Source organism: Rhodococcus sp. 114MFTsu3.1, from assembly GCF_000383555.1.
Lineage (GTDB): Bacteria > Actinomycetota > Actinomycetes > Mycobacteriales > Mycobacteriaceae > Rhodococcoides > Rhodococcoides fascians_E.
Genome location: NZ_KB911545.1, coordinates 39,329 through 58,001, shown reverse-complemented (window position 1 = coordinate 58,001; position 18,673 = coordinate 39,329). Strand labels below are relative to the sequence as shown.

Here is an 18,673-nt window from a genome sequence, read left to right as displayed (position 1 = left end):
GGCTACGACAATAGCTTATAAAATTATATGTATTATGGCGGTGTGACGGATACGACCGACCCCGCAGTCCTCGCCTCGGTGCTCCACGATCTGAGTTGGATCATTCAGCGCACGGATCGCGTGGAAGAGCTCGGCATCGAACGGCTCCCCGCGCCCGAGGTCACCGTGCTCAAGCAGATCGACAGGAACACAGGCATCGGTGTGTCCGCACTCGCGGACATGCTGGCGATGCAGCCTTCCAACGTCAGTGCGGCAGTCCGCACCCTCGTCGAACGTGGGCTCGTGGTCAAGACTCCGTCGCCGACGGACCGGCGTGTCACGCAACTCGAGGTCACCGATCGGATGCGGCGCAACCGAACTCGCATCGAAGCAGCATGGTCGGCTCGAATCATCGAGGCGCTGAGCCGACTTCCCGACGAAGCTGCCGCGCAACTCGTGTCGGCAGCACCGGCCCTGATGCTGCTGACGAACGAGCTGCGCGACCGCACTTAGCTCGCGGCGCCGGTCGAATCGTCCGGGCCGACGGGCAGTCGAGTGTCCTCCTCGATGAGGCTCGCGACGACACCGCCCGCGGCGCGGACGCCCGCTGCGGCAGAACCGATCACGTTCTCCATCGGGGCGGCGACGTTGCCCGCGGCGTAGACGCCGGCAACCGACGTCGCGCCGGTCTGATCCGTCGCGACGAACGACGCCCCGGCGGGTACGTCGCCCATCATCATGTCGGTGACCTCCAGTCCGAGGCTCACCAGAACGCCGGCGTTGGCGGTGAACGTCGGCTTGGTCACAACGGCGTCCACCGGAACCACCGAACCGGTGGTCAACTGGATGCCCACGAGCGCATCGTTCTCGACGGCGATCTTCTGTACGGCATCCGATATCACCGTGACACCCCGCGCGGCGAGCTTCTTCGATTCGTCTACGGTGGGCGTGAATTCGCGGGTGAAGAGCACCACGTCGTCGACCCACTGCCGCCACATCAGTGCCTGATGAACGCCGAAGGGGCTCCCGATGATGCCGACCTTCTTGTCGCGCACTTCCCAGCCGTGGCAGAAGGGGCAGTGCAGAATGTCGCGTCCCCACCGCTCGGCGAGACCGTCGATGTCGGGAAGTTCGTCCGTCAGGCCTGTAGTCACGAGCAGGCGTCGGGTGGCGAGGGTGGCGCCGTCGGCGAGTTCGACGGTGAAGTGGTTGCCGTGCGCGGTTGCCGCCGTCGCCGTGCCCTCCTGGATCACTGCGCCGTAACTCTGCGCTTCCGTGCGCCCGCGAGCGAGGAGTTCGAGCGGAGGAACTCCCTCCAGCCCGAGGTAGTTGTGGGCGTGCTCGGCCGGCGCGTTGCGCGGAGATCCTGCGTCCACGACGAGGACTCGCAGGCGTGCACGCCCGAGCGTCACCGCCGCTGCTAGTCCAGCCGGGCCGCCGCCGACGATGATGACGTCATGGTCGAGGTGTGTAGTCATGCGTCCACTGTGGCCCACTCGTAACCGTCTGGCAAGTAGGTTTGCCGATTCGGCAAAACGCGTTCCTCGGACGTATCGGCCTTGACCTCGAGTTCGGTTCAGGTTGCACCGTGGAGGCATGCACACGACATACGACGAACTGGCCGGCTTGATGACGCGCATGACCGGCGACGAAAAGCACGACGCGAGTGCGACGTCCACGCTCGATGTCATCTGGGTTCTGTATTCGACGATCCTGCGCACGGACCCCTCGAACCCGTCCGATCCGAGGCGGGACCGATTTCTGGTCTCGAAAGGCCACGGGCCCATGGCCTATTACGCTGTCCTCGCGTCGGCGGGATTCCTCACCGAAGAACAACTCGACGGATTCGGACGGTTCGACTCCCCCCTCGGTTATCACCCGGACCGCACGCTCGTACCAGGCGTGGAGATCTCCTCGGGTTCGCTGGGGCACGGCATCGGACTGGCTACCGGCACGGCGACGACGTTGGCGCTCCGAGGTTCCGACGCGCGCGTGATCGTTCTCGTCGGCGACGCGGAGCTGGACGAGGGAAGCAACGCCGAGGCGATCCAGTATGCGGGTCGCGCTGGGTTGGGAAATCTGACGGTCGTCGTCATCGACAACCGATCGGCCGGCCTGGGCTGGCCAGGCGGAATCGGGGCGCGGTTCGCAGTCGAGGGATGGGCCGCCGAGGACGTCGACGGTCGTGACCACGACGCGCTGCACCGCGCATTCTCCAGACGGTTCGCAGTGCCCAATGTTGTTGTTGCACATACCGAGAGCAAGGAGTGAGAATGCTGGACACAGCGGCAAGGACGACCACGATCACCGACCAGCGTGAGCGCTTCTACCGAACGATCCCGGACCTGCTGGCCGCGGACGACAGACGCTTACTCGTGCTGGCCGAGATCGGGGCGGGATACATCGCACCCCACGTCACCGATGCAGTGCGAGATCGTGTTGTCAACGTGGGAATACGGGAGCAGCTGATGATCTCGTTCGCGGGAGGCGCAGCGCTGGCAGGGATGCGCCCGATCGTGCACACGTTCCCACCGTTCCTGGTGGAACGGCCCTTCGAACAGGTGAAACTCGACCTCGGTCATCAAGGCGTCGGGGCAGTGCTCGTCAGTGCAGGGGGCTCGTATTCGATGGCTGCCGGCGGCGAGACTCACTTCGGGCACCGTGACGTGGCGCTGCTCGACACCCTGGACGGCTGGCGAGTGCACGTGCCCGGAGACGCCGACGAAGCCGAGAGCGCGTTGCGGTCCGCAATGGACGGCGACGATCGGGTCTACATCCGGTTGGACGGCACATCCAACGCGCGGCCGTATGCCGAGCATCCCGGTCTGACGGTTCTGCAGCGAGGGCGTCGCGGCACGGTCGTCGCGGTGGGGCCGACGGCCGACAACGTACTTGCCGCTGTGCGCGATCGAGATGTGACCGTCCTTTACACCGAACGCGTCAGGCCGTTCGACAGAGCAGGTCTTCGCACTCACCTCGCCGGAAACAGCGTCGCGATCGTCGAGCCGTACCTCGCTGGTACCTCGGCTCGCGAGGTGGCGCTGGCGCTGGTGGACGTACCGCACCGGCAACTCGGTGTCGGCGTCGGGCAGCAGGAGCTCCGCAAATACGGAACACCGACCGAGCACGAGCGCGCGCACGGACTCGACGTCACAGGTATTCGTACGTCGCTGGATGCCTTCTTCGGATTCTGAGTCGGTTTGGACCGCCCCAACTAAGTCGATCGACGGTAGAACCCCAGCTCAGCGGACTGTCTACGACTTGAAGGGCTCGCTGGGGTGAGGTTGACTCGACGTGGGAACCGCCGTAGTCACGGACCACAGGGATCGACGTTGGGGGGATACATGAGGAGAGGACAGCACTCGCACCGGCGAGGTGACGTAGTGGTGGCCGCGCGCAACCTGGGCAAGCGCGCATGGTGCAGCGGGGTACCGGCCGGAACCGTCGGGGTGGTGGTCGACATCGACTGGCTCGGGGATCTACGCGTGGAATTCGACATCGCCGGAGATTGGCTCTCCGGTCGATGCGTCGTCGAAAAGGTCGTGACCGACAGTGACGTACACCTGCTCAGGCCCGCCGAGCGTCGGCTGACCGGAACCTGAGGTCACCGACGCACGGGGATCATTCGGTGTCGGTGGCGGGGCCGTCGTGGGTCGCGCCGCCCTCACCGGACCAATCCCCGGACTCCTCGCCCGCAGCGGGGTCGGACTGAACGTCGTCGTCGGCACCCGTCGGCGACGTATCGGTATCGGTTGTCGCGGGATCAGGGTTCTTGTTCGTTTCACTCATGCGGCCCGGTTACCCCGAGTGCGGGATCTCAACCCGCGATGATCTCGCGAAGACGCTCGGTGTCCTGCGAGGTCCAGCCCTCGGGCTGAAGGATCTCGGCCCACAGGTCGACGGCGTCCTCGCCGTAGTTGTGGCCGTATCCCGGCGGAACGTCGGTGGAGAACACCATGTCGAACGTCGTCTGCCAGAAGGTGACGAACGGGAACCATCGAACGCCGGGGTCGACGTCGACTCCTCGGGGCTCGCGCAGCCAGTCCGGTTGATGCAGAAGAAGATCCGGCGACCACCACGTGATGGGATCCGACGCGTGCTGCCAGTACACCACACGGGGTTCGGCCCAGGGAGTGCCGATGTCGAGATCGCTAGGTCTGCCCGCGAACCGGACGTAGCGGCCGTCCGATATCACCGGGAGGATCTCGCGTGAACCCGCGTCGCGGTCCGCCGTCGTCTCCGCCCACTGCTTGGTGAAGTTGGGGTTACCGACCCACAGAGCACCGTCGGTGCGGGCCACCATGTCCCGTGCGCCACCGAAGGCGTCCTGCCCGCCGTACGCCCCCAGGCTCTCTCCGAATGCCACCAACTCGGGCCGCGTGCCCTCGGGGCGTTCGAGGATTGCGTCGTACACTTTGTCGAACAGCGCGCGTCCTGCTTCACGCGGTGAATCGCGATCTGCGAGAAACGCTATGGGGCTGGGCAGGAACGAGTACTGCATCGACGCGATCGCCGTGTCGCCGCCGTTCATGTACTCGAACGATCCGGCGACGGCTTCGTTGACCCAGCCGCGTCCGGTGGTGGTGGCCACGGCGACGACGGCCCGGTCGAACGCACCGGTACGTTCCAGTTCCGCGACGACGCGGTCGGCGGCCTCGTCGATCGAATCGGCCTCCGCAGCCCCGACGTATGCCCGGATCGGCGTGAGAGCATCTGCGCCGGTGAACGATTCGATCTGTTCGGCAGTCGGGCCGGACGCGACGAATCGCCTCCCCTCCATTCCCAGGGAATCCCAGTCTTCGTACGAGTCCGGTGAACCCGATTTCTCCATCGCGTCAGGCTGCTCGACGCCGGGGTGGCTACCTTTGTCGGCCAGTTTGGACGAGCTGGCAATGGTCGCGATGAGAACGTTGTTCACCGCTCCGTTGACGACGAACAGCGTCAGGATCGTGACGACGGCGATTCCGATTGCCTTCGCCGCGGGGATCGGTACGAACCTCGTGCACAGAACGGCCAGCCGACGAGCGCACCAGCGTAGTCCGCGAGCGGCGAGAAGCAGGAGGACGGCAACGACGACTGCGACGAGAAGTACTGCCAAATAGAGGATTCGGCCCGGACCTTCTACGTCGACCTCGACGAGCTGTCGTACGATCTGCTGCCACCACGATCCGAGTATCAGAAACAGTGGCACCACGATCGCGGTGAACACCGCCAGACCCCACCACCCGTAGCGCTTCGTCGCATCGGACCATCGAGGACGAATTCCGCACCGATGCACCAGCCACACCACGGCGCAGCCGACGCCGTATCCCGTGGCGATGCTGATGCCCGACGCGACGCCCTGCAGATACCAGGCGCGCGGCAGCAGGGACGGGGTCATCGAGAAGGCGAAGAACACGACGCCGAGGAACAGAGCGGCCGGTTCGAGTCGCGAGCTGAACAGCCGCAGCGAGTGCATCGTCACATAGTAGAACCGAAGGCGCGGTACGGGGCCGTTTGTCAGTCGGGACGGTTGTGGATCACGCCGCGGCCCGCAGCGCCCGGTTCTTCCAGCGCGAGTGCGTGTTCGCGGGCGCCGATGTGCTCGAAGTACCGGCGGGCCGAGCGGACGACCGCCGCGTGGGCATCGTCGACACCACAGGTATTCGTACGTCGCTGGATGCCTTCTTCGGATTCTGAGTCGGTTTGGACCGCCCCAACCAAGTCGATCGACGGTGGAACCCCAGCTCAGCGGACTGTGTACCGTTTCGACACCGTGACGAGTGAGCGAGTGACGGAAGGTGGATCGAGCTGTAGCAACTGGATTACACCAGAGTGCCGATCCGGTCGTACCGAACACCTTTCATGGTGTCGAGCACCGAGCGCAGTGAAATGGGCGGCTGCCCGGTGATTTGTTCGACGTGTCTGGACAGCAGCGCCTGGTAGCCGCAGGCAACCGCTACGTCGGCTGAAACCAGTTCGTCACTCGCCCACATATGACCGTCGGGACTAGGTTGCATGTTCGGGTCATAGGTGCGCGGCATTCCGACCGAGTCGAAGAAGTCGAGCCGTTCCTGTTCCGAGACGGGTCTGTATGAAATGTCTGTGCCAAAGGCCTCCGATCCGAGACGTACGATTTCGGTCATCGACAGAAGCTCGGGTCCCGTGATTTCGTACACGGCCCCCACGTGCCTGTCCGGGGCAGTGAGGATGGCTGACGCCGCCCGTGCGACATCAACCTTGGATACCGGTGCCAAAGCCCCCTGCCCTGTGGCCATCTCGAGCACTCCTTCGCGCGCGGCGGGTGCCAGCCAAATCGCACTGACGATCTCGGCGTAGAGCGCGTTTCGCAGTATGGTGTACGCCAAGCCGCTGGTGCGCAGGTCTTGCTCGGTCTCGTAGTGATCAATGGCCGACAGAGCCGGATTGCCCGGCTGTACTCCACCGACCGAGGTGTAGACGATATGGCCGATTCCTGCTTTCTTCGCCGCTTCGATCGCGTTTCGATGTTCGATAGTTCGACGACCCAGATTCAGGCCGCTCACGAGGAACAAAATATCGCCGCCGCGGTATGCCTCGTGGAAGAGCTCGGGCTTTGCGAAATCTCCGGGACGAACGCTGACATTCGGTCCGTCGACGTCGATGCCGGCGGGAGTTCGGGTGACGAGAGTCAGGTCGCGAAGCGGATCCGCGGCGATTAGCTGCTTGGTGACGCGGCGGGCCAAATCGCCTGACGCGCCGCTGATAACAATCCGGGTCACGAAGATCCTCCATCAAGGTCGAAACTTGTAATGCGGTCCATCGTGACGCGATGGAGTGACCTAGGCAACATCACGTACTTGGCTGCAGTCATGCGTGCCAAGCATGAAGGATCGGGTCCGACTCCATTGGTGCCTGTTGCGAGAGTCGCAGGCACCGACGAACCTGAGGGAGCAAGGCACTTAAAGGTTCCCAATTGTCAACGCAACTGTGACGCACGTAACGTGACCGAAGTCTCACGCCGCTATGAAAGGTGCTCACATGCAACCAGATTCGACAGTGTTGGATGTGGATCGGTGCACACCCGATCCGCTTTTCACTCCACTCGTCCTCAACACGACGCCAATCCGAAACAGATTCTTTCTGCCAGCGATGCAGCGCGGATCCCGCGGGTACAAGCCCACAGCCGGAATGGCAGAGACGCTTCGCGCGACCTCTTCCGCAACCTGGCGGCGCTGCTTCTGGAGTTCGACAGGGACAGAAACGCCCCAGTCGTCGGGATCGTTGGACACGTCGGAAACTATTGGAGGAACTGGCGTTTGGTGACCTCGCGGGTCGGTTCGCTGCGCCCGTCGGCCATGAGACGGCTACTTGGGACCCTGGATCCCGGTCATCCGCTGTCTCAGAAGATGCTCACCCACAATCTTCGGATGCTCGAACGCGACGGTATGTACACCAGAACCGAGGTTGCCGACGCTCGCAAGCACGTCGAGTACGCTCTGACGCCTTTAGGGCGGGAACTGTCCGACTTGATCATGACCGTGATCGACTGGGGCTTCCGACATTCGGACCAAATCGATGAGGCTCGTGCATCGTACGACTCTGCATCGCGTGGTGACACTACGGCTGAATGTGGTCCCGGTGGGCACTGTTCATAGAATCCATCGGTACAGGTGCGTGGGTTGAATGCGGTCAGTGTTGGTACGTCGCTAGATCTCGATCATTGCTCTCTCCAGTGAAAGCGATGAAAACTGCGCTGACTACGGAAAGTGTGATCATAAATCCCGCGACCGGATATACGCTTCCGTCCGCGGCTGCTTGCAGCGACACGAGGATTACGGGTGTGAAACCGGCTCCGAGAAGTGTCGCGGCCTGGTACCCCAGAGAAGCGCCGGTGTATCGAGCCGACGTACCGAACTGTTCGGCGATGAATGCCGCCATCGGCCCGAACGTCGCGGACTGGAACATGCTGAAGCCCAGTATGAATGCGAGAGTGACCAATGCGGTATCACCGGACGCGAGCATGGACAGGATCGGAAACACGAACAATGCGAAGCCGGCTAGGCCTGCGAGCATCACCGGCCGCCGTCCTATGCGGTCCGAAAGTCTGGCGAAACCGAGCAGCGCGAAAATCGCGATGAATTGGCAGATCGCGAACCCGACCAAAACATCCGATCGGTCGACCCCGGAGTTCGTTGCGTAGCCGACCCCGAACGTGGCGAACATGATCTGAATCGCGACGCTGGCCATGCAGCCTCCGGCCACAAGAATCACATTTCGTGGCCGACGCAGTATCTGCATGATGGGAAGAGATGCGCTACCGGTTGATTCACGCTGCGCCATGGCTTCTTGGAACACCGGACTCTCGGCGACGCGGCTTCTGACGAACAAGCCGAGCAACAGCAGAACAGCGGAAAACAGGAACGGAATTCGCCATCCCCACGAGAGGAATTGGTCCTCAGGAAGTCGCGTCACCACCGCGAGAGCGATTGTTCCGAGCAGTGATCCAGTCGGGGCTCCCGCGTTGGTGAATGCCGCTGCGAATCCGCGCCTGCGATCTCCTACGTGCTCCAAAGACATCAATGTGGCTCCGCCCCATTCGCCGCCGATGGCGATGCCTTGCGCCACTCGCAGCAGCACCAGAATGATCGCCCCCCACGAGCCGATCGCAGACGCGGGTGGTACCAGGCCGATGAGAAACGACGCACCGCCCATTACAGACATCGACACGAGCAGCATCGATTTGCGTCCGAAGCGATCACCGAAGTGGCCGAAAATCACGCCTCCCAACGGTCGTGCCAGATATCCGGCCGCGAACGTCCCCAGCGAGGCAATCGTGCCCGCCACCGGCGAGAGATCGGAAAAGAAGACAGGCGCGAACACGATGGCCGCAGCCGTCGCGTACAGCAGAAAGTCGTAGTACTCGATGGTGCTGCCCAGGTAGCTGGAAAACACTACGCGTCGTATCTGCTTCGCGCGCGTCCGATCGTCACCGGGGTCGCGAGCGTGCGGGGACTGCTCGGTCCGTGTCGGGTCGACAGGGGTACTCATGTCCTTGGCTCCATCAATGGTGTGTCTAGGCCTCCGAGAGGCTTCGGGTAGGAGGCGCGAGGCGGGAGGAGACCGTCTTTCAGGAACGATGCCGGGAGCGTAGCAACGACTGTCGTCGTCGCTACGCTCCTGGCGCAATCTCACGCGACGGTCGCGTCGATCTTGTCGTAGCGAACTTCGCGAACTCGTTCCATGACGCTGGCGAGCGGCTCCGGCTCACGCCCCGTGATCTGCTGTACGTGGCGGCTCTGAAGTGCCTGAAATCCCTGTGCCAGACCGATTTCGGCAGAGACCAGTTCGTCGCTGGCCCATAGATGACCATCGGGGCTGGGGGGCATGTTCGGGTCGTAGGTGCGGGGTATTCCCACGGCGTCGAAGAAGCTCAGACGCTCCTCTTCCGATACCGGCTTGTACTCGAGCGGAGAGGAGTGCAGGTGAGAGGCGAGGGCAGCGATTTGGTGAAAGTCGAGGAGCTCAGGACCGGTAATCTCGTAGATCCGGCCGGCATGTGCCTCTGGGTGCATGAGGCATTCCGCCGCGGAGCGGGCGACGTCGTCCTTGGCGACGGGAGCGAACATGCCGTCGCCGGTGGCCTGCGACAGGACGCCCGACGGCACGGCCGGCGATACTAGAATGTTGCTGACGATCTCTGCGTAGAGATGGTTGCGCAAGAAGGTGTAGCGGATTCCCGAGTTTCGCAGGTCGGCTTCGGTCTGCAAGTGATCGCGAGCCGACAGTGCCGGGTTGCCCGGCTGGACTCCGCCGACCGAGGTATACACGATGTGCTGGACGCCCGCGTGCTGCGCGGCAGCGATTGCGGCACGGTGCTCGGACACACGCCGTCCGAGGTTGAGACCGCTGATGAGGAAGAGCACGTCACCACCCTCGTACGCGTCCTGGACCGTCGGCGGGTATTGGTAATCGCTGTGCCGGATCTGGACTTTGTCCGACTTCAGGTGAGCCAGCTTCTCGGGCGTGCGGGTGGTCAAGATCAATTCTCGGTCGGGGTCTGCTGCGAGGAGTAGTCCGGTAACTCGGCGTCCGAGATCTCCGGATGCTCCACTGATGATTGTTCGACTCATGTGTGCTCCTTGTGGTGGGCGATAGGACTATGTCGTACCGCTTCCGCGTCCACTGCTTGTGACGTGAGTTACATCCGACCACTGCCGAGCCTCGCGGTCCACAGTCAAGATCGTCGTGCACTCCATACGTAACGAGCATCGACCCAGTTCAGAAGGTCGGCGAGCATCGCTCGCCTGCACCGAACGGCGTGCCAGCGGACGCGAGCTTCGTGCAATGGCGCAAGCCGAGTGTTTTCGGTAGGTGTCATGCAGGATTCGACGAAAGGGCGATCGAGGCCGAGCCTGGTGACGTCGACTCTCCTGTCGATCTTCGACACAAGGCACTGGGCGTCCGGGTGGCACACCCCACCAGTCCGACCACTTCGTACCCTTCTGCTGTCGGTCGGGGTGGCCGATGATTCGGGGTCTGCGACCTTGTCGATCGCTTCATTTGATCCCGATCACCAGCCTCGATGTGCTTGGTGCATGGAATCGGCCAACTTTGTGTCATTGCGACAGTGGCGGCCGCGTCACATTCTTGAGTAGCCAGACGTGATCGGGGTCACCAAACCCCATCGAGATCCGTCCTCTCATCAGAAAGAGACACGATCATGACCCAGCTCGCCAACAACGAACTCGCCGATCTCGACGCGATCGAGGTGTCCGACGCAGACCTGGTGGCCCGAGCCACCGCGCTGATTCCGCTCATTCGCGAACACGCAGCCGATGCCACGAGGAACCGCAAAGTATCTCCCGAGGTAATCGATGCGATCGCGTCGGCGGGGTTGTTCCACGTGATGGTGCCCAAACGCTGGGGTGGACAGGGTGCGACGTTCAAAACCGCCTGCGACGTAGTGGCCGAAATCGCGCGCGGCGACGGTTCGACCGGCTGGGTCACGGCTCTCACCCTGCTTGCCACGGCATACGGCAGCACCAACACCACCCAGGCGCAAGAAGACGTGTTCGGATCGAACCGGAGTGCACGAATCTGCGGCATTTTCTCGCCGGGTGACAAGAGCGAGAAGGTCGAAGGCGGCTACCTGGTCAGTGGAAAGTGGCCGTATGCCTCGGGGTCGTTCGCTGCTCAGTGGGCGAGCCTGACCATCACGCTCGAGGGGGGCGCTCCGGGGATGGCGCTGATTCCGGCCGAGGCCTTCACCATTGAGCCGACGTGGTTCGTGGCAGGCATGCAGGGAACAGGTAGCGACACAATCGTGGTCAAAGATCACTTCGTGCCCGAGTACCGCGTCCAGCCGGTGGCCGACATGTTCGCCTCTAAGTTCCGTTCGCCGTTCACCGAAGAGCACATCGCCTCGATGCCGTTCAACGCAGTAGCGGCAGGGATACTCGTGGCCCCTCAAATCGGCCTCGGGCGTCACGCGCTAGAGCTGACTCGCGAGAAGCTGCCGAAGAAGCCCGTGGCCTATACCGCATACGGCCAGGCCAAGGATTCGCCGACGCATCAGCTGGGTGTGGCGCGCGCGGCTACCAAGCTCCGTCTCGCCGAACTACTGATCGACGCGATGGCCTCGGACATCGACGGCGCCGCAGTCGAGCACGAGTTGCCCAGCCCCGAGATTCTCGCGCGGATTCGAAACGACACCGGTGTGGTGGCTGAGCTGGTCAAAGAAGAGATCGACTACCTGCTCACCGCCAACGGCGCCGGCTCCTTCGCCGACGTCAATGTACTCGCTCGGATCTGGCGAGACAGCGAGACTGCCGCACGGCATGCGCTGGTCACTCCCGAGATCGGACGTGAAGCGTACGGCCGACAGCTGCTCGGCAACTACGATCCGACCATCGGCCTCTGACATGACGGTCCCAGCAGCGGACGGCACGACCGCGATGACTCTCGGTCCGGAGGCGTATCGCCAAGTGATGAGCCACATTCCGACGTCGGTTTCGATCATCACCGCGACGACCGATGCAGGTCCGGCTGGAATGACGGTGGGCACCTTCACCTCCGTTTCCTTGGATCCGCGGTTGGTGGCGTTCTACGTCGACCTCGGGTCCACGACGTGGCCGCTGATTTCCGAAGCCGAGTTTTTCGGTATCAATGTTCTCGGGTCGCAATCGGAGGAGATGTGTCGCGCGTTTTCGCGACGTGGGCGGGATCGCTTCAGTGGGCTCGCGTGGACCCGCTCCGCCCGAGGTGTGCCGCTGCTCGACGGTGCGACGGTCACCGTCGAGTGCGCGCCGTATCGAGTCGACCGGATCGGGGACCACCTGCACGTTGTGGGCAAGGTACTCGACGTTGTGAAACGGGATGCCGAGCAGCCGCTGATCTTCCTGCGTGGCCGCTTCGTCGACATGTCGGGTCAGCGATGATCGCCGAACACGTCGAGATCGAGGTGAAACCGGGTCTGGGAAAGGACCTCGAATCGTCGTTCTCCGACGTGCGCACACTCTTGCTGGGTGCGCACGGGTGCAGTGATGCCAGGCTGTTGAGCAGCGTGGACACACCCCGTACTTTCCTGCTTGTCGCGCACTGGGACCGACTCGAGGACCACACCGAAATGTTCGCGGCGTCCGACGCCGGTGCGCAGGTGAGAGAGCTTCTGCAGCCACTGTGTGCCGGGCCGCCCCGGGTGGTCCATTACCAGCTGTGATGACGCTGCAGCCACGTCCGGCGAAGGCGTCCCAGGCATACGTGAAATGTATGCATGGGGCGTCTGTTTAATATTTGTCAAATACTCCGAGGAGATCGAGACTGTGTCGTAGGACATAGTTTCCGGCTCGGTGGGCGCAAGGACGGTGTCGACCGCCTACCGCACCGGCCAACGTTAGGAAGGACCCAGTCATGATCGAAGTCTCGATAGATTTCGCGCGATGCGACGCCAATGGCACCTGCGCTGCTCTCATGCCCGACGTGTTCGCCATTGCCGACAACGGATTGCTCGAGCAGCTCGCGACCAGCGTCACCGACGACCGCGCGGAGGACCTCGACGAGGTTGTGCTCTGCTGCCCGATGGGAGCGATTTCACGCTCATGAGTACAGTTCACGCCTTCGATCCTTTTGCGCCCGATTCTTCTGAGCACACGGGCGGTGCCGTCGACGGCCGGTCGCTCGTGCAGGGCGATTACGGGTTCGCCGTTCTGGACTTCGAGCTCGCGACCGCAGTCCTGCGTGACAACCGATTCATCAACGCCGCGTTGACGTTGATGGAGCAGTTCGGTATCACCGAGGGTCCCGTTCACGACTTCCGTTCCAAGAGCGTGATCATGGCCGAGGGCAAGCGGCACATACGTTTGCGTACTCCGCTAGCCCGATTCATGGGACCGACCACTGTTGAGGACATCCGCGCGGTACTACGCGGTATCCTCGACGATATCGACCCTGGTCGGGGCGCGAGCGGGCCCGTCGACCTCAATGCGGCTATCGCGCAGAAGATTCCGGCTCGAATCTATTGCCACCTGGCCGGGGCTCCCGCTGAGGATGCCCCGCTCGTTGCTCGCCTGTCCGCAGGAACCCTCGCGCTGCTGCAGCGAGATCCACGTCTGACCGACTCGATCCTCGCATCGTACGACGAGCTGTTCACCTATCTGCGCGCGTTGATCGCACGCAAACGGGAGATCGGACTCGGCGACGACATGCTGTCGTTCCTCATTCGCCAGGAGGACGAGGGCAAGCTCGATTCGGAGGAGCTGCTGAGCGAAGCAACCGCGATGCTCGAGGCCAGTTCGGTGAACACCGCTCACCAGACCGGCCTCGTGGTGTGGACGCTGCTTCGCGAGCGCGACACGTGGAAGCGGCTGCGCAGCGACCCCTCTCTCATCCCGGCCGCCGTCGTCGAGGCATGCCGCCTCTACCCTAGGCCTGGCATCGTCAGCAAGATCGCGTCCGCCGACATCGAACTTGCCGACACTGTGATTCCGGCAGGATCCGATGTCCACGTGGCCGTCTGGTCAGCCAATCGCGACCCGGAACGGTTCGAGAACCCCGACGACTTCGATTTGGATCGTCGACGGAACCAGCCGCTGACCTTCAGTACCGGGCTTCACGGTTGCCTGGGACAGAGTCTCGCGAAAGTGGAAATGGAAGAGGTCGTTCGCTTCCTCCTCGACAGGTATCCCGAGGCGACCGTCGTCGACGAGGGCACCGACATCGGGCACGGCGGCGGACGGTGGTTGGTCGGGTCGCTGGCGGTGGAACTCGGGCCGTCGGTGTCGAAGGACATCTCGTGAACAATCCCGAACCTTCGGTGACAGAGCACCTCGCGCAACTGTGGGCGAAGACGGAATACGGCGACCTCCCGTCCGAGGTGATCGACGGAGTCAAGGACCACATCCTCGACACGCTCGCCGTCGCGCTGGTCGGAGCGGCCACCCCGGAGGTGCGAGCGGTGACGACGGCACTGGCGTCGTGTTCGTCCTCTCCTACCGGTTCACTGGTCTGGGGGACCGATCACAGATTCGTACCCGCGCACGCCGCGCTGGTCAACGGAACATCAGCTCACGCAAGAGATTTCGACGACGGCGGTGGTGCCGGACATGCAGGCTCGACGGTTCTTCCGGCTGCGCTCGCGGTAGGGGAGCGTGCGGGGTGCAGCGGCCGCGAGCTCATTGCCGCTGTTGTCGCGGGATACGACGTGGGATATCGCGCTCTCGGTGCGCTCGGCGGTTTCGCTGCGCATACCGATCGCGGGTGGCACTCGAGTGGAACCATGGGCAGCCTCGGTGCGGCTGCTGCGGCTGCGAAATGCCTCGGCGCAGAGGCCGAGTCGTTTGCGGACGCGCTGGGGATCGCCGGTTCCTTCACCGGTGGTGTCTGGGCGTTCATCGACGACGGCGCACTCACCAAGCGGTTGCACCCCGGCAAAGCGGGCGAGACCGGTGTCGACGCAGCGCTTCTCGCAGCCGGTGGAATCACCGGACCGCGGCGAGTGTTCGAAGCCGAATGGGGAGGGTTGTATTCCGTGATGGCTGGGGGTGTCGGGCATGCCGATCGAGCACTGCGCAATCTCGGCTCCGACTTCAACGTGGCGTCGTCCTACCTCAAGCCCTATGCCTGCTGTCGAGGCAGTCACTCCGCGGTAGATGCGGTAAAAGCTGTTGTTGCCCAACGTAGCCTGGTTCCTGAAAGTATCGAATCGGTGACGATCACCGCCGGTTCCACCGCAGTGAACATGCTGTCGGTCTCTCCGATCGAGTCAGTGTTCGACGCGCAGTTCAGCCTCCCCTATGCCGTCAGCCTCGCATTGTGCGGGAGTCATCTCGGCTTGCAGGACTACGATCCACCCCGACTGACCGAGCCGCGCATCTCCGCTGTGTTCGACAAGGTGTCGATGGTCGTCGACGAGTCGATCCAGATAGAAGACGGCCCGAGGCTGACCTTCGCGCTGACCGACGGCGAGACGATCACCGTCGACGCTGGGAATCCTACCGACGCCCGCGGATCCGCGGTGACACCCATGACCCACGAGGACGTGGTGGAGAAGGCGACCGTACTGCTCGAGGCTGTCGGACCCGACGTGGCAGCCCGTCTCGTCTCCGCAGTCGAGAACTTGGACACCGCTGACGACCTGACCGAACTCCTTGCCGTTCTGACAGCCGAAAGGGCACCGACATCATGAACTCTCCGAACACGATAGAACGTAGCGAGGTGATCTCGTCCGTCCCGGCCGAGTCGATGGCGGCAGTCCTCGACATCGAGACCCCGCACGGAATCGGCGACGTCGTTCCACCGATCTGGCATTGGCTGTACCTGCTGCCACGCGATGCCGAGCGCGACCTCGGTGAGGACGGCCACGCCGTTGTCGGCATTCCCGCGCCTCCCAGTGCGGGACGACGGCGGATGTTCGCCGGCGGACGGGTCACCACGTTCGGATCCCTCCGCATCGGCGAGCCCGCCACGAAGGTCACCTCCATCGCGAAGTCGGTGGACAAGGTGGGACGCACCGGCGCCCTCACATTCACGACCGTGCTGCACGAGATCACGCAGAACGGTGAGTTGATGATCCGCGAAGAGCAGGACATCGTCTATCGCGACGGTGGATCTGCGCCCTTGCCCACGCCCGCTCCCGCGACGGATCCGGTGGCCGAACCGTCGCTGTCTCTGTCGGTCGACGAGAAGCTTCTGTTTCGGTTCTCGTCGTTGACCTACAACTCGCATCGGATTCACTACGATCTCGAGTGGTGTCGTAAGGAAGGTTACGACGGACTCGTGGTACACGGCCCGCTGTTGGCGTTCATGATGGCCGAACACATGAGGCGACAGGGAATCTCGCTGCAGAGCAGAACTTTCGACTATCGACTGATCTCACCGATGACTCGTCCGCAAACCTTCACAGTCGTGCCTGCTCGGGAGGGGCTCGTCAGCGGTGCCGAGGTACGAAGCGCCGCGGGTGTCGTCTGTGCCCGCGGAACTCTGACCGAAGGACTCGCCCGATGACACACACCGCTGACGTCCTCATCGTCGGTGGCTCCGTCGCTGCAGTGCGCGCGGCGGAGGCGATCACGCGCCATGCGCCCGAGTTGTCGGTGACGTTGGCCAGCGATGATCCACACCTGCCCTACGAGCGTCCCCCGCTGTCGAAGATCGCATTGACCGACAGCCTCGATCTGGCAGAACTCACCTATCCATCCGTGGCAGGTCTACGCGAGCACGGTGTTCGGTTCGAGCTGAATACCCGCGTGACGAACCTCGACGTCACCAGTCGACGTGTCGGCACCAGCGGAGGCGACATCGATTACGGTGCAGTGGTTCTGGCCATCGGATGCGAACCGATCCTTCCACCGATGTTTCGAGATCTACCGAATGTGTTCGTATTGAGACGATTCGGCGACGCGGCCGACCTGCGAGCGGCTGTCTCCGACCGAAGTCGCTCTGTCGCGGTGATCGGAGCCGGTTTCATCGGTGGCGAGTTCGCGGCGACGCTGGCCAAGGACGGCCGGGACGTCACCATCGTCGATCTTGCCGAACGGCCACTGGGCCGTTTCGGCGACCTGGTTGCAGCGGAATACGCAGCGCTGCACAGAGACCGCGGTGTCACACTCGAACTCGGCGATGGGGTGGTGGGCGTCGAGGACTCCGTCGACGCCCGAGTGTTACGACTTGCCAGCGGCAGGACTGTACCCGCCGACGTCATTCTGGTCGGTATCGGCGTACGCCCGGCGACGCAGTGGTTGGAGCCGTCGGGGTTGACGCTCGGTAATGGGATCCTGTGCGACGCCACGCTCCGGGCCGCCGACCGGGTATTCGCTGCGGGTGATGTGGTGCAGTGGCCGAACGGGCGATTCGACGCCACCATGCGCATCGAACACTGGACGAACGCGGCCGAACACGGGCGCGTGGCCGGCATCAATGCCGCAAATACGGTGTCCGATCTGCCTTCGATCGAGTGTGCAACGGTCCCGTACTTCTGGTCCGATCAACACGGTGTTCGTATTCAGTTCGCGGGTTTCCTCACCGGGTCCGAAGAAGTGGTCGAGAGCCGAGAAGACGGCGGTTCGTTGTTCGTGTACCGGAAGGGCGATACGGTCACGGGCGTTATCGCCTTCGAACGGCGCGCAGAATTCGTGAAACTCCGTGCTTTGCTGCGGCGTCCGACATTATGGAAGGCTGTTCAGCCCATGTTGCCCGCCGGTGCTGTGTCGATGTGATCGTCTCCGGGCTCGTGACGGTCACCGTGCGATCGAAGAATGTCGACGAATCGTTCGGCCACGGGTGTCACGACGCCGTCGCGTCGGGTCACCACGCCCAACGGCAGGTCCGGCCAACCCTCCTCGACCGGTACCGCGACCACTCCCGGATGTCGTTCCGCGAGCGTTCTGCTCACCACCGACACACCGACACCAGCGGTCACCAAGCTGGCAGCCGTCTCGACGGTCGGTACCGAGATGACGGAATCTGGGCTGCCGCCGACGACGGCGAAACGATCGTCGATCAACCTCGACAGGCTACGCGCGCCGGGCAGCCGCGAGGGGAGAATCCATCGTTCTCGGCGCAGGTCCGAGAGGTGAAGGGATGGTTGCGAACTCAACGTGGACGAGCGTGGAACCACCAGGGTGAGCGGGGAGTGCGCGAGGATGGTCGTTGTGAAGGCCACTTCGTTGACCATCGGCAACGGCTCCTGTGCGAGCACCGGAACGACGGCGAGGTCGAGGTATCCGTTCGCCAGATTCTCGAGCAACACCAACGGATTGGCGTCGGCCAATTCCAGTGTGATTCTAGGATACTCGGATACGAAATCGGAGACGGCGGCACTGACGAAGTGCCACAGGCCGATAGGTTCGGCGCCGAGTCGGAGGTCGCCTTCGAGGCCTTGGCCCATCGACCGGAGTGCCGAGGTGATGCGTTTCTCCTCGGCGACCAGACGCCGACCCGCGCTCTGCAGGTAGCGCCCGGCGTCGGTCAGGGTGATGCCGCGAGGGTGACGCTCGAAGAGTTGGACAGCGAGGTCGGCCTCGAGTTTTGTCATCGCGCTGCTCAACGGTGGCTGGGAAAGATGCAGAATTCGTGCTGCCTCGGTGACGGATCCGGCGTCTGCGACGGCCAGGAAGTATTTGACAGTCCGGATGTCCATGCGCCGAGTGTATGGCAGCGGCATTGCAATGGTATTGGCCATCTGCGGCCAAGTGAAGGATCGTGAACATCGAACCGGCAGCCTCGAACTGCCGTGCAT

21 protein-coding genes are annotated in these 18,673 nt (G+C 63.3%); 14 read left to right on the top strand and 7 right to left on the bottom strand.

Annotation, left to right across the window (positions count from 1 at the left end; all coding sequences use genetic code 11):
* The first annotated feature begins 42 nt into the window (after nt 1-42).
* A complete protein-coding gene (locus H292_RS0103220) occupies nt 43-492 on the top strand; it encodes a MarR family winged helix-turn-helix transcriptional regulator (RefSeq protein WP_020110395.1) in 450 nt (149 codons plus the stop codon).
* Here H292_RS0103220 and H292_RS0103215 read toward each other — a convergent pair.
* On the bottom strand, nt 489-1,457 hold the full coding sequence (locus H292_RS0103215; protein WP_020110394.1) for an NAD(P)/FAD-dependent oxidoreductase: 969 nt from the start codon (nt 1,455-1,457) through the stop codon (nt 489-491). The two genes, H292_RS0103220 and H292_RS0103215, sit on opposite strands and share 4 nt — an antisense overlap.
* Before the next feature lie 118 nt (nt 1,458-1,575).
* Between H292_RS0103215 and H292_RS0103210 the strand changes: the two genes are divergently transcribed.
* The 3 genes from H292_RS0103210 (at nt 1,576) to H292_RS0103200 (ending at nt 3,581) form a co-directional block, all read left to right on the top strand.
* The gene (locus H292_RS0103210) at nt 1,576-2,250 is read left to right on the top strand and encodes a thiamine pyrophosphate-dependent enzyme (protein WP_019665214.1); all 675 of its coding nucleotides are present in this window, start codon (nt 1,576-1,578) and stop codon (nt 2,248-2,250) included.
* A 2-nt stretch (nt 2,251-2,252) separates the two neighbouring features.
* Nucleotides 2,253-3,173 (top strand): transketolase family protein, encoded by a 921-nt coding sequence (locus H292_RS0103205; RefSeq protein ID WP_020110393.1) that lies wholly within the window; start codon nt 2,253-2,255, stop codon nt 3,171-3,173.
* Between the two features lie 192 nt (nt 3,174-3,365).
* Entirely contained in the window at nt 3,366-3,581 is a 216-nt protein-coding gene (locus H292_RS0103200; protein ID WP_141216333.1) for a hypothetical protein, read from the top strand.
* A gap of 19 nt (nt 3,582-3,600) precedes the next feature.
* Here the strand turns inward: H292_RS0103200 and H292_RS28340 are convergent, their stop codons facing one another.
* A complete protein-coding gene (locus H292_RS28340) occupies nt 3,601-3,768 on the bottom strand; it encodes a hypothetical protein (RefSeq protein WP_019665217.1) in 168 nt (55 codons plus the stop codon).
* Between the two features lie 28 nt (nt 3,769-3,796).
* The gene (locus tag H292_RS0103190) at nt 3,797-5,437 is read right to left on the bottom strand and encodes an alpha/beta hydrolase (RefSeq protein WP_020110391.1); all 1,641 of its coding nucleotides are present in this window, start codon (nt 5,435-5,437) and stop codon (nt 3,797-3,799) included.
* Nucleotides 5,438-5,493: 56 nt separating this feature from the next.
* Here H292_RS0103190 and H292_RS28335 point away from each other — a divergent pair, with 56 nt between their 5' ends.
* A complete protein-coding gene (locus tag H292_RS28335) occupies nt 5,494-5,658 on the top strand; it encodes a hypothetical protein (protein WP_020110390.1) in 165 nt (54 codons plus the stop codon).
* 125 nt (nt 5,659-5,783) lie between these two features.
* Here H292_RS28335 and H292_RS0103180 read toward each other — a convergent pair whose 3' ends face one another.
* A complete protein-coding gene (locus H292_RS0103180; protein WP_019665219.1) occupies nt 5,784-6,719 on the bottom strand; it encodes an SDR family oxidoreductase in 936 nt (311 codons plus the stop codon).
* 30 nt (nt 6,720-6,749) lie between these two features.
* Here H292_RS0103180 and H292_RS28505 point away from each other — a divergent pair, with 30 nt between their 5' ends.
* Nucleotides 6,750-7,595, top strand: coding sequence for a winged helix-turn-helix transcriptional regulator (locus tag H292_RS28505; RefSeq protein WP_331271159.1), 846 nt, complete (start codon nt 6,750-6,752; stop codon nt 7,593-7,595).
* Nucleotides 7,596-7,629: 34 nt separating this feature from the next.
* Here the strand turns inward: H292_RS28505 and H292_RS0103170 are convergent, their stop codons facing one another.
* The gene (locus tag H292_RS0103170) at nt 7,630-8,988 is read right to left on the bottom strand and encodes an MFS transporter (protein ID WP_020110388.1); all 1,359 of its coding nucleotides are present in this window, start codon (nt 8,986-8,988) and stop codon (nt 7,630-7,632) included.
* 140 nt (nt 8,989-9,128) lie between these two features.
* Nucleotides 9,129-10,070, bottom strand: a complete 942-nt coding sequence (locus H292_RS0103165) for an NAD(P)H-binding protein (RefSeq protein ID WP_020110387.1) — start codon at nt 10,068-10,070, stop codon at nt 9,129-9,131.
* Nucleotides 10,071-10,660: 590 nt separating this feature from the next.
* On the opposite strand from H292_RS0103165, the gene H292_RS0103160 reads away from it, so the two are divergent.
* From H292_RS0103160 to H292_RS0103125, 8 genes are all read left to right on the top strand, one after another.
* Nucleotides 10,661-11,860, top strand: coding sequence for an acyl-CoA dehydrogenase family protein (locus H292_RS0103160; protein ID WP_019665223.1), 1,200 nt, complete (start codon nt 10,661-10,663; stop codon nt 11,858-11,860).
* Between the two features lies 1 nt (nt 11,861).
* Entirely contained in the window at nt 11,862-12,377 is a 516-nt protein-coding gene (locus tag H292_RS0103155; RefSeq protein WP_020110386.1) for a flavin reductase family protein, read from the top strand.
* The gene (locus H292_RS0103150) at nt 12,374-12,658 is read left to right on the top strand and encodes an antibiotic biosynthesis monooxygenase family protein (RefSeq protein WP_019665225.1); all 285 of its coding nucleotides are present in this window, start codon (nt 12,374-12,376) and stop codon (nt 12,656-12,658) included. The genes H292_RS0103155 and H292_RS0103150 overlap by 4 nt, the downstream gene beginning before the upstream one ends.
* A gap of 191 nt (nt 12,659-12,849) precedes the next feature.
* The gene (locus tag H292_RS0103145) at nt 12,850-13,041 is read left to right on the top strand and encodes a ferredoxin (RefSeq protein ID WP_019665226.1); all 192 of its coding nucleotides are present in this window, start codon (nt 12,850-12,852) and stop codon (nt 13,039-13,041) included.
* Nucleotides 13,038-14,234, top strand: a complete 1,197-nt coding sequence (locus H292_RS0103140) for a cytochrome P450 (protein WP_020110385.1) — start codon at nt 13,038-13,040, stop codon at nt 14,232-14,234. The genes H292_RS0103145 and H292_RS0103140 overlap by 4 nt, the downstream gene beginning before the upstream one ends.
* Nucleotides 14,231-15,622 (top strand): MmgE/PrpD family protein, encoded by a 1,392-nt coding sequence (locus H292_RS0103135; protein ID WP_020110384.1) that lies wholly within the window; start codon nt 14,231-14,233, stop codon nt 15,620-15,622. The genes H292_RS0103140 and H292_RS0103135 overlap by 4 nt, the downstream gene beginning before the upstream one ends.
* On the top strand, nt 15,619-16,440 hold the full coding sequence (locus H292_RS0103130) for a hypothetical protein (RefSeq protein WP_019665229.1): 822 nt from the start codon (nt 15,619-15,621) through the stop codon (nt 16,438-16,440). The genes H292_RS0103135 and H292_RS0103130 overlap by 4 nt, the downstream gene beginning before the upstream one ends.
* Complete coding sequence (locus H292_RS0103125; RefSeq protein ID WP_020110383.1) at nt 16,437-17,651, top strand: NAD(P)/FAD-dependent oxidoreductase; 1,215 nt, start codon at nt 16,437-16,439, stop codon at nt 17,649-17,651. The genes H292_RS0103130 and H292_RS0103125 overlap by 4 nt, the downstream gene beginning before the upstream one ends.
* Here H292_RS0103125 and H292_RS0103120 read toward each other — a convergent pair.
* A complete protein-coding gene (locus H292_RS0103120) occupies nt 17,615-18,574 on the bottom strand; it encodes a LysR family transcriptional regulator (RefSeq protein WP_037187985.1) in 960 nt (319 codons plus the stop codon). The two genes, H292_RS0103125 and H292_RS0103120, sit on opposite strands and share 37 nt — an antisense overlap.
* Nucleotides 18,575-18,673 lie beyond the last annotated feature (99 nt).

Excerpts from the sequence above, each read along its gene's own strand:
- H292_RS0103215 (WP_020110394.1), bottom strand. The coding sequence starts at position 1,457 with ATGACTACACACCTCGACCATGACGTCATCATCGTCGGCGGCGGCCCG.
- H292_RS0103210 (WP_019665214.1), top strand. The coding sequence starts at position 1,576 with ATGCACACGACATACGACGAACTGGCCGGCTTGATGACGCGCATGACC.
- H292_RS0103205 (WP_020110393.1), top strand. The coding sequence starts at position 2,253 with ATGCTGGACACAGCGGCAAGGACGACCACGATCACCGACCAGCGTGAG.
- H292_RS28340 (WP_019665217.1), bottom strand. The coding sequence starts at position 3,768 with ATGAGTGAAACGAACAAGAACCCTGATCCCGCGACAACCGATACCGAT.
- H292_RS0103190 (WP_020110391.1), bottom strand. The coding sequence starts at position 5,437 with ATGCACTCGCTGCGGCTGTTCAGCTCGCGACTCGAACCGGCCGCTCTG.
- H292_RS28505 (WP_331271159.1), top strand. The coding sequence starts at position 6,750 with ATGCGGTCCATCGTGACGCGATGGAGTGACCTAGGCAACATCACGTAC.
- H292_RS0103170 (WP_020110388.1), bottom strand. The coding sequence starts at position 8,988 with ATGAGTACCCCTGTCGACCCGACACGGACCGAGCAGTCCCCGCACGCT.
- H292_RS0103165 (WP_020110387.1), bottom strand. The coding sequence starts at position 10,070 with ATGAGTCGAACAATCATCAGTGGAGCATCCGGAGATCTCGGACGCCGA.
- H292_RS0103160 (WP_019665223.1), top strand. The coding sequence starts at position 10,661 with ATGACCCAGCTCGCCAACAACGAACTCGCCGATCTCGACGCGATCGAG.
- H292_RS0103155 (WP_020110386.1), top strand. The coding sequence starts at position 11,862 with ATGACGGTCCCAGCAGCGGACGGCACGACCGCGATGACTCTCGGTCCG.
- H292_RS0103150 (WP_019665225.1), top strand. The coding sequence starts at position 12,374 with ATGATCGCCGAACACGTCGAGATCGAGGTGAAACCGGGTCTGGGAAAG.
- H292_RS0103145 (WP_019665226.1), top strand. The coding sequence starts at position 12,850 with ATGATCGAAGTCTCGATAGATTTCGCGCGATGCGACGCCAATGGCACC.
- H292_RS0103140 (WP_020110385.1), top strand. The coding sequence starts at position 13,038 with ATGAGTACAGTTCACGCCTTCGATCCTTTTGCGCCCGATTCTTCTGAG.
- H292_RS0103130 (WP_019665229.1), top strand. The coding sequence starts at position 15,619 with ATGAACTCTCCGAACACGATAGAACGTAGCGAGGTGATCTCGTCCGTC.
- H292_RS0103125 (WP_020110383.1), top strand. The coding sequence starts at position 16,437 with ATGACACACACCGCTGACGTCCTCATCGTCGGTGGCTCCGTCGCTGCA.
- H292_RS0103120 (WP_037187985.1), bottom strand. The coding sequence starts at position 18,574 with ATGGACATCCGGACTGTCAAATACTTCCTGGCCGTCGCAGACGCCGGA.